Raw genomic sequence first — 8,307 nt, 5'->3', positions numbered from 1 at the left:
CAGGTGAAGGTGTCTGGAACTGTTCGAGAGCTCGTGTTCGATGACACCGTTGCGAAGATCTACCTCGGCCCCACGCTCACAGCCCGACTGCGCGAGCGGTTCTCGGCCGGTGAGGCAGTAGCATGAAGCCAGGGCTGAATCAGAGCACACAGCTCCGTCAGGAGCTGAAGATCAATCCGCGCCTGTATCAGGCGATGGACCTGCTGTACATGCCGCTCCTCGATCTGCAGCAGCATCTCAAGCAGGAACTGCTGAACAATCCATTCCTCGAGATGGTCGAACCCGAGGAAGAGGAAGATGAGGAAGGCGCAGAAACAGAAGAAGCGCCTGCGCAGGAAGAAGAGAAAGCGGCGAACGATGAAATCGACTGGGAGGGCATCCTGCTCGATGGATTCGACGCCGGTGGGCGACGGGAAGAGCACGAGGAAAAGGAGTACTACGAGCCGGTCACTGTAGACACGCGCGATCTCAGCGATCACCTGCGCGACCAGATCGCGCTGCTCGATCTCGATCCACGTCAGATGCTCCTCGCCGAAGAGTTCATCGGCAACATCAACGAAGACGGCTATCTCGCATGTCCGGTCGATGACATTCGTCTCTCGATCAACGACGTCGTGCTCAAGGCGGCGGAAGCGGATGATCGAGATGTCGATGACGTGCCGGTGTACACGGAAGACGAAGTACAGCGCATGCTCGAGACGGTGCAGGGCCTCGACCCCGCTGGGGTCGGCGCCCGCGACCTTCGCGAGTGTCTGATGCTCCAGCTCAGAGAGGCTGGCCTGGAGCAATCAGTCCCGTATCGGTTGGTTCGCGATTGCTTCGATGAGTTGATCAATCACCGCTGGAGCGAGATCTCGAAGCGATTCGGTATCAGCCCGGGGGATGTGCAGAAGGCGGCTGACGAGATCGCGAAGCTCGATCCGAAGCCGGGACTCGTCTACAGCGACGCGAGCGACAACTACATCATCCCGGATCTCGTCGTCGACAAGATCGACGGCAAGTACCACGTGTTCCTGAATGACGCGAATCTGCCAAGGCTGAAGCTGAGCCGTGCATATCAAGAAATCGCGCGTGACAAAAAGAAATTCGACGGCGAGAACAAGGAGTTCATCTCCAACAAGCTCAACTCGGCCAACTGGATGATCCAGGCGATCGAGCAGCGCCGGCAGACGATGCTCAAGGTGATGAACTTCATCGTCGACCGGCAGCGCGACTTCTTCGACAAGGGCGTGCAGTACCTCAAGCCGCTCACCCTGCGCGAGGTGGCCGAGGTCATCGACATGCACGAGTCGACGGTGTCGCGGGTGACGAACGAGAAGTTCGTGCAGACGCCGCGCGGCGTGTTCCCGCTGAAGTTCTTCTTCTCGTCGGGCCTGTCGACGACCAGCGGCGAGGACGTGTCGGCGCGCGGGATCAAGGCGCAGATCGAGAAGCTGGTGGCCGACGAGGACCCGGCGCACCCGCTGACCGACCAGGCCATCGTCAACATCCTGAAGGACGAGGGGATCCAGATCGCCCGGCGCACGGTGGCCAAGTACCGCGACCAGCTGGGCGTGCTCTCGGCCCGCATGCGGAAGCGCGTGTGAACACCGCCAGGGGACAGGGAACAGGGGACAGGGGACAGCAGGGGGACCTCCGCGCGGGCGTCCCCCTGGCCGTGCCGGGCGCCGTTTCACTGGGCACTGGGCACTTGGCACTGGGCACTTCCGTGCCGGAGTCGCTGCGGCGCAACTTCGCCGTGCTGGTGCCCGCCTTCAACGAGGTGGAGAACCTGGCGGCGCTCTTCCGCGAGATGCGGGAGACCTTCGAGCGCCACGACCTGGCCGGCGAGCTGATCATCGTCGACGACGGCTCGACGGACGGTACGTACGAGGCGGCCGTGCGCGAGGCGGAGCGCTTCCCGCGCGCGAAGGTCGTCCGCCACCGCCGCAACCTCGGCAAGACCGAGGCGATGGTCACCGGCGCGATGGCGGCGGAGACGGAGTACCTGGTCCTCTTCGACGCCGACCTGCAGCACGCGACGGACGAGGTGCCGCGCTTCCTGGCCAGGCTCGGCGAGGGGTACGACATCGTCTGCGGGCGGAAGGTGGGGCAGTACGAGAAGGCGGCGGTCAGCAGCATCTACAACCGCATGTCGCAGCGCCTGTTCGACATCCCGGTGCGCGACCTGAACGCGATGAAGGCGTTCCGCACCGAGATCCTGCGCGAGATCCCCCTCCGCCACGACTGGCACCGCTTCTTCGTGGTCCTCGCCCACGCCGAGGGCTACAGCGTGGCGGAGATCGACATCACGCTCTATCCCCGCCGCGCGGGCGTGGCGAAGTACTCGGGGAAGCGCCGCGTGCTGGTGGGCGTGGGCGACCTGATCGTCGTCTGGTTCTACCTGAAGTTCAGCGCCAAGCCGATGCAGTTCTTCGGCGGCACCGGGCTGATCCTGATCGTGCTGGGGATGCTCGTCGGGCTGGTGACCGTGGTGCTTCGCGTGGGGAACTGGATGCCACCCTTTGGCTTCCGTCCGCTGCTGACGCTGGTGGGGCTGCTGGAGACGATCGGGTTCCTGCTCTTCGGCTTCGGCTTCATCGCCGAGCTCATCGCCACCCTCCGCGCCGAGCTCGACCAGCTGCGGCGGCGCGTACCCTGATTCGGGCACCCGCGAAGACCACGCGAGAGACGTCATCCTGAGGCCGGCCAGACCGTAACCAGCGTTCGCGGCGTCGGTTGCAGGCCGAAGGATCTATAATCGCGGCATGCACATAGCCTCTGTGTCGCGATGAAGTTCGGCGGGTTGAACCCGCCGCTGGAACTTCAAGAAGTCCGCCTTCGCGGACTCCCGCCCCAGCCTCGTGGCGATCCCCCCCATATCGCCCGCGTCCGTTTCTCCATCGAACCGATGCACTCCGTTCCGATCATGCTCGTTCCGCGCGGGGAGTGCCTGCGCGCCAACCGGTCCCTTGCGCGCGAGGTAATCCGAGCGGAGGAGGCGCGCTGATGCCGATCCGCAACTATGGGGTGCTGAAGGGGCGGGTGCTGCGAGGGGTGCCCGAGTACCGGCTGCACACGCCACACTACGAGATCCTGGTGGAGGCGGACGAGGTGCAGTTCCGCGTCGCCGTCGACACGCGCTCGAACGAGCGGGGGCGGCCGGACCTGCTGTTCGCGTGCGACGAGGACTTCCGGCACCCGATGACGGAGCGGCTGCGCGGAGTCTCGCCCGGCTTCCACCCGACCGGCGTGGGCGCGGGGCTGGACTACGTGCGCGGCGATTTCGTCACCCGCGAGCAGATGCATCCGCTGCCGATGGATTTTCCCGGGCCCGACAACGATCTCAACGAAAAGGTCGGGCACTGGGTGCATCACGCGGCGAGCGATCGCGACGCGAGCATCTACGCGTTCGGCGGGCGCTGGGGACCCGAGCCGCTGCGGCGCGACCAGATCTTCGGCTTCCTTCCCGGCAACGGGCTGCACGACGTGCACATGAACCAGGGAAGCCCGCCCGGCCGCCACGCGCACGACAACGGGGCGGGGCAGGACGGCGCGCTCTTCTTCCACCTCCCGCGCGAGGACCGCTGGATCGCTCTCTTCCTCGCCTTCCAGTCGCAGAGCTGGCACACGGACGATCAGGGCCACGCGCTGCAGCCCCACGGCGCCCGCGACGGCCGCTACGGCTCCTGGCGCGGCCGCCGCCGGCGGTGACTGTCGATGGGGTACGCGAGCGAGCCGCGGAGGAGCAGACCCCTCCGCGGCTCGATCGTTTTCACATGTCCAGCTCAGCAGTCCGTCCAGCAACTGTTGTAGCACCAAGTGTTGGAGCAGGCTTCCCAGGTGCAGTACGCGTTGTTCGGGTCCTGCGTGGGCTGCGTGCTGGTGCACATCCCGTAACAGAGCGATTCCACGCTGTCGCTCTCGTTCGCGGCCACGGTGCCACGCGCGGCCGGCGCGGCGTTCGTGTCGAAGGCCTCCACTTCCAGCGCGTCAAGGTCGAGCTTCAGCTTCCGCATGGCGCCCTCCGGGTGACGGGTGATGAAGATCCGATCACCCCCAATCTCCAGCACCCTTCGTTACGGCGCAATACGGTCTCTGCGTGAGGTTCTCGGCTGCGCTGACGACGAGAGCCGCGGAGGAATCGTCCCCGCGGCTCTCGTGCATCGTCGCGATCGGCGAAGCGGCGTCAGGCCGCGTCTTCCTGGTCGTCGACCATTTGCGATAGGGTGACGAGCTCCTTGATCATCAGCTTGCGCTCGCCGCGGGGGAGCTGGAGCGAGACCTTGTCGCCCGGCTTCTTTCCCATCAGCGTCTGCCCCAGCGGGCTGGCGACGGAGATCTGCCCGCTGTCGATGTCGATGTAGTCGCCGAAGACGAGCGTGTACGTCTCCTCCTCGCGCGTGCGCAGATCCACCACGGTCACGCGCGAGCCGAAGCCCACGCGGTCCGAGGGGATCTCCGAGAGGTCGATCTTCGACAGCTCGCCGTAGCGCTTGGTCAGGTGGTTCAGGCGCGCCTGTACGAACTGCTGCCGCTCCAGCGCGCTCTTGTACTCGCTGTTCTCGCGCAGGTCGCCGTGCTCCACCGCCTTCTGGATGGCCTTCGGCAGCGTGACCTGCAGCTCGTGCGTCAGCCGCTCGATCTCCTCGCCCAGCCTGTTCTTCAGCTCGTCAAGCATCTGCGTTCAACCGATGATGATGGTGCGTTCTCCATGGATACCGAAGGCGCGGAATGTAACGACACCCTGTGCAAACGCGCTACGCTCCCGCGTATCACGACGCCACGGGCGGCGACGCCTCGGCAGCGCCCGCACCATCAGCCCGCGCCCCGCGCGCCAGCAGGAGCGCCAGCGCGCCACCGAGGAGCTCCGCGGCCATGGTCCACAGCCGCGCGGCGACCGCCACGATGGCCGCGATGCCGCCGGGGAGGAGGGGGAGAAGGAGCGTCTTCATCGCCACCTCGCGCGGGCCGGCGCCGGCGGGGGCGATCCACACGATCCAGCCGACCACGAACGACAGCGCGTTAACCCCGCTCAGCATCGGGAGATGCGAGAAGCTGACCGGGGTCAGTGACCGCAGGAAGAGCCAGTACGCGCCGCCGTAGATCGCCCAGCTCACGATCGACAGCGCCAGCAGCCCCAGGCCGTATCCCCACGACCCGTTCCAGCGGATCACCGTCTTCTTCAGCAGCCGGGGGATGATCCCCAGCGCGCCGTTCAGGAAGCGGGGATGGACGAACAGCGCGGCCGCGACCGTCGCCGCGATCCCGATCACCCCCGGCGGGATCGCGGGAAGGAGCGTCCCCGCCAGCGTCCACGCGGAGACGACGAGCGCGGAGAGGAGGCTCATCCCCGTGTGCACCAGCAGCGACGTCAGCAGCACGGCGGCGGAGAGGCCGGCGGAGCGGCTGAGCTGCGCGGCGGTCAGGAACTGGAAGACGGTGCCGGGGATGTAGCGCGCCAGGTTCGACAGGAACCAGATGCGCAGCAGGGTGGGGAAGGGCACCGGTGCGTGCTCGAAGCGCAGCAGCACGCGGCTCCACACGAACACGCCCCACGCGAGGACGGCGACCAGCGCGACGACGCTGGCGGCGAGGAGGAGCGGGTCGACGTGCCAGTCGAACGCGCGGACGCGCGGCCAGTCGCGGGCGACGCTGCGCCAGAGAAACCAGGCCGCCGCCGCGACCAGGAGCGCGGTGGCGGCCTTCTTCAGCGCGGGCGGCACCCTCATCCCGCCGGCGCCGGCTCGGGCGGCGCGTCGGGCGTCTCCACGCCGCGGCGGCGGAAATGCGCGACCAGCAGCCACGCGCCGTACGCCGCCAGCATCCCGAACGTCGCCAGGTAGATCATGAAGCCCGTGCGCAGCGACGGCGGATCGAAGGTGAAGACGACGCGATGCGTGCCGGCGGGGACCACCACGCCGCGGAAGGTGTGGTTCGTCCGGTAGATCTCCGTCGCCCGCCCGTCGACCGTCGCCTTCCAGTCCGGATACCAGTTGTCCGCCAGCACCAGCAGCCCCGCGCCGTCCGACTGCGCGGTGACCTCCACGCGGTCGGCCGTGTAGCGCGTGACCTGCGCCGCGCCGCGGAGCGCCGGCCCGGCCAGCGCCAGGTCGCGCGGGCTCTCCACCACCGCGTTGCGGCGCGGGTCCCACCGCGGCGACTGCAGCGCGGCGATGGTCTGCGCCTCGCCCGCGCGGATGGCCTCGCCCACGATCCAGGCGCGGGGCATCGCCTGCGTGTTCTCGTAGACGACGGCCGACTGCCCGCGGAAGGCCTCGCGCAGCCCCTCCATGTTCAGCAACTGCGGGCTGACGATGAAGCGCACGTTGTCCGCGGCCAGGAAGCGCGGATCGGCGAAGTTGTGGTAGTCCGGCTCGATCCCCTGGCCGGGGCCGACGAACTCGTTGTAGCGCCGGAGCTGGTTGCCGTGCTCGCCCCCCGCCTGGTCGATGGAGAAGAGCATCGGATAGTCGCGCCCCAGCGGGTAGCCGGGCCAGCCGCCGGGGAGCGGGAAGATGCGATACGGCCCCGGCTGCGTCTGCAGGAAGCCGACGACCTCGTCCGCGGCGTAGATCTCCCCCGGCCCGGGGATGGTGTAGAAGAACTTCCGCCCCAGGCTCCACAGGTCGAGCGTGACGACGAGCGCCAGGATCCACATCGCCGCCGTGGACGGCAGGCGGCGCGAGGCCCACATCCACAGCGCCACCGTCGCCGCGGCGCCGAAGAAGAGGAAGCGCAGCCAGCCTCCCGCCGCGCTGGGCTCGCCCGGCGCCCCACCGCCGCCCGAGCCGGCCGCCGCGGCGCCCAGCATCACCAGCGCGATCATGGCGCCGCCGATCCAGAGCACGTACTCCGGCTTCTCCCGCGCCTCCGTGGAAGACTTCCGGTCCGCCGCGGCCTCGCGCGCGCGGGCGATGGCCTCGAGCGTGAGCGCGGCCATCGCCACGAAGGAGAAGGCCACCATGCAGTAGGCCAAGTCCGGCGCGCGGAACTTCTTCAACCCCGGCAGAACCGCCCAGTACAGCCGGTAGAGCGGCGTGTTGCCGCCCAGGGCCATCGTCAGGAAAAAGAGCCCCGATCCCGCGAAGAACTGCCAGGCGCGGCTGCGGCGGGCGTAGTAGAAGCCGAGCGCGAAGAGGACCAGCACCCCGGCGCCGACGTACTCGCTGTGCAGCTTGAAGCCGTTCGCGCCGCGGTACGCGGGGAAGACGGGGTGCCCGTCAGTGGGATCGCCCACCGACGCGCCGACCGCCTCGGGGACGGCCATGGCGGCGAGGTTGGCCGGGGGCATCGAGTACGAGACGGAGTAGTCGTAGCCGCGTCCCTCGCTCCCCGCGCGCGGCGAGTGCGAGACGTAGCCGTTGAACGGCAGGAAGTTGACCGCCGCCATCGCGAACCCGAACGCCACCGCGCCGATCCCCATCGCCAGCACCTTCAGCAGCCGCGGCCGGTCGCGGAAGGTGTCGAGGTGCACGATGCAGAACACCGCCCAAGCGGCCGCGCCCACCAGCATGTACCACGCGACCTGGATCTGGAACGAGAGGAGCGCGAACCCGATCGCGGCCGCCGCGCCGGCGAAGGGCGCCAGCCGCCCCGTCCGCACGCCGTTGTGCAGGAAATAGAAGAGCAGGGGGATGAACGACGCGACGATGATCCGCCCGTCGTGGCCGGCGTAGACCCACGAGGTCAGGATCCCCGTCCACTGGAAGCAGAGCCCGGCGACGAACGCTACCCAGCGCCGGCATCCCGTCTCCCGCGCCAGCAGCCACATCCCCCATCCCGCCACGAAGAACTGGAAGAGGAAGATGGCGGGGAGGATCCCCTTCACCGGGAGCACCCAGTCGGCCACGAAGCGCACCGGGTAGTAGGTGCTGCCGGGGTTGGAGAAGAGCGGTACGCCGCCCATCAGGTACGGCACCCAGCGGGGGAGATGGCCCGCGGCGAAGCTCCGGGAGAGGAAGTCCTGGAAGAAGTAGCCGGCGTTGCTGAAGTCCGTCCCGTAGATCTGCTTCCCGGGGAGGAACGCCGGGAGGAAGTAGAGCAGCGCCAGGCCGAAGTAGATGGCGGCGGCCGTGCCGGCGCCGAACCCTGGCTCGTGCTCGGGCGGCGGGGCCAGCAGCGAGGCGCGGCGCGCGGGCGCGGCGGCGGGTGCGGTCTTCTTGGTCACGTTCGGCAGATGGTGGTGATTCGGAATCGATCGGTTGGAGATCGCGGTGCTCGAGAGCGGGAGGTGCACGCCGCGGCATCGCGCCCTCTCCCTGGCGCTTCGCGCCGGTCCCTCTCCCGAACAGCACGGGAGAGGGACAAGGGCTCGCTTCGCTCGCA

Annotated in this window: 7 protein-coding genes; 3 read left to right on the top strand and 4 right to left on the bottom strand. The window is 68.2% G+C overall.

Annotation, left to right across the window (positions count from 1 at the left end; translation table 11 throughout):
• The first annotated feature begins 122 nt into the window (after positions 1–122).
• From rpoN to VF092_30830, 3 genes are all read left to right on the top strand, one after another.
• A complete protein-coding gene (gene rpoN / locus VF092_30840) occupies positions 123–1,586 on the top strand; it encodes an RNA polymerase factor sigma-54 (GenBank protein ID HEX6751731.1) in 1,464 nt (487 codons plus the stop codon).
• A 122-nt stretch (positions 1,587–1,708) separates the two neighbouring features.
• Positions 1,709–2,641: a glycosyltransferase family 2 protein gene (locus VF092_30835; protein ID HEX6751730.1), complete on the top strand. Its 933-nt coding sequence runs from the start codon at positions 1,709–1,711 to the stop codon at positions 2,639–2,641.
• A gap of 347 nt (positions 2,642–2,988) precedes the next feature.
• Positions 2,989–3,693, top strand: coding sequence for a YukJ family protein (locus VF092_30830; GenBank protein HEX6751729.1), 705 nt, complete (start codon positions 2,989–2,991; stop codon positions 3,691–3,693).
• A gap of 74 nt (positions 3,694–3,767) precedes the next feature.
• On the opposite strand, the gene VF092_30825 is transcribed toward VF092_30830, so the two are convergent.
• The 4 genes from VF092_30825 to VF092_30810 all read right to left on the bottom strand — a co-directional run bounded on the left by VF092_30825 (position 3,768) and on the right by VF092_30810 (position 8,149).
• On the bottom strand, positions 3,768–3,998 hold the full coding sequence (locus tag VF092_30825; GenBank protein HEX6751728.1) for a hypothetical protein: 231 nt from the start codon (positions 3,996–3,998) through the stop codon (positions 3,768–3,770).
• 170 nt (positions 3,999–4,168) lie between these two features.
• Positions 4,169–4,660, bottom strand: a complete 492-nt coding sequence (greA, locus tag VF092_30820; protein ID HEX6751727.1) for a transcription elongation factor GreA — start codon at positions 4,658–4,660, stop codon at positions 4,169–4,171.
• A 94-nt stretch (positions 4,661–4,754) separates the two neighbouring features.
• Positions 4,755–5,711, bottom strand: a complete 957-nt coding sequence (locus VF092_30815; GenBank protein HEX6751726.1) for a lysylphosphatidylglycerol synthase domain-containing protein — start codon at positions 5,709–5,711, stop codon at positions 4,755–4,757.
• Positions 5,708–8,149 (bottom strand): YfhO family protein, encoded by a 2,442-nt coding sequence (locus VF092_30810; protein ID HEX6751725.1) that lies wholly within the window; start codon positions 8,147–8,149, stop codon positions 5,708–5,710. Before VF092_30810 ends, VF092_30815 begins: the two co-directional genes overlap by 4 nt.
• Positions 8,150–8,307: the final 158 nt, after the last annotated feature.

This window comes from Longimicrobium sp., assembly GCA_036377595.1.
GTDB lineage: Bacteria > Gemmatimonadota > Gemmatimonadetes > Longimicrobiales > Longimicrobiaceae > Longimicrobium.
Note: the sequence above shows the minus strand (reverse complement) of the source record. Positions and strands in the feature narration are given on the sequence as shown.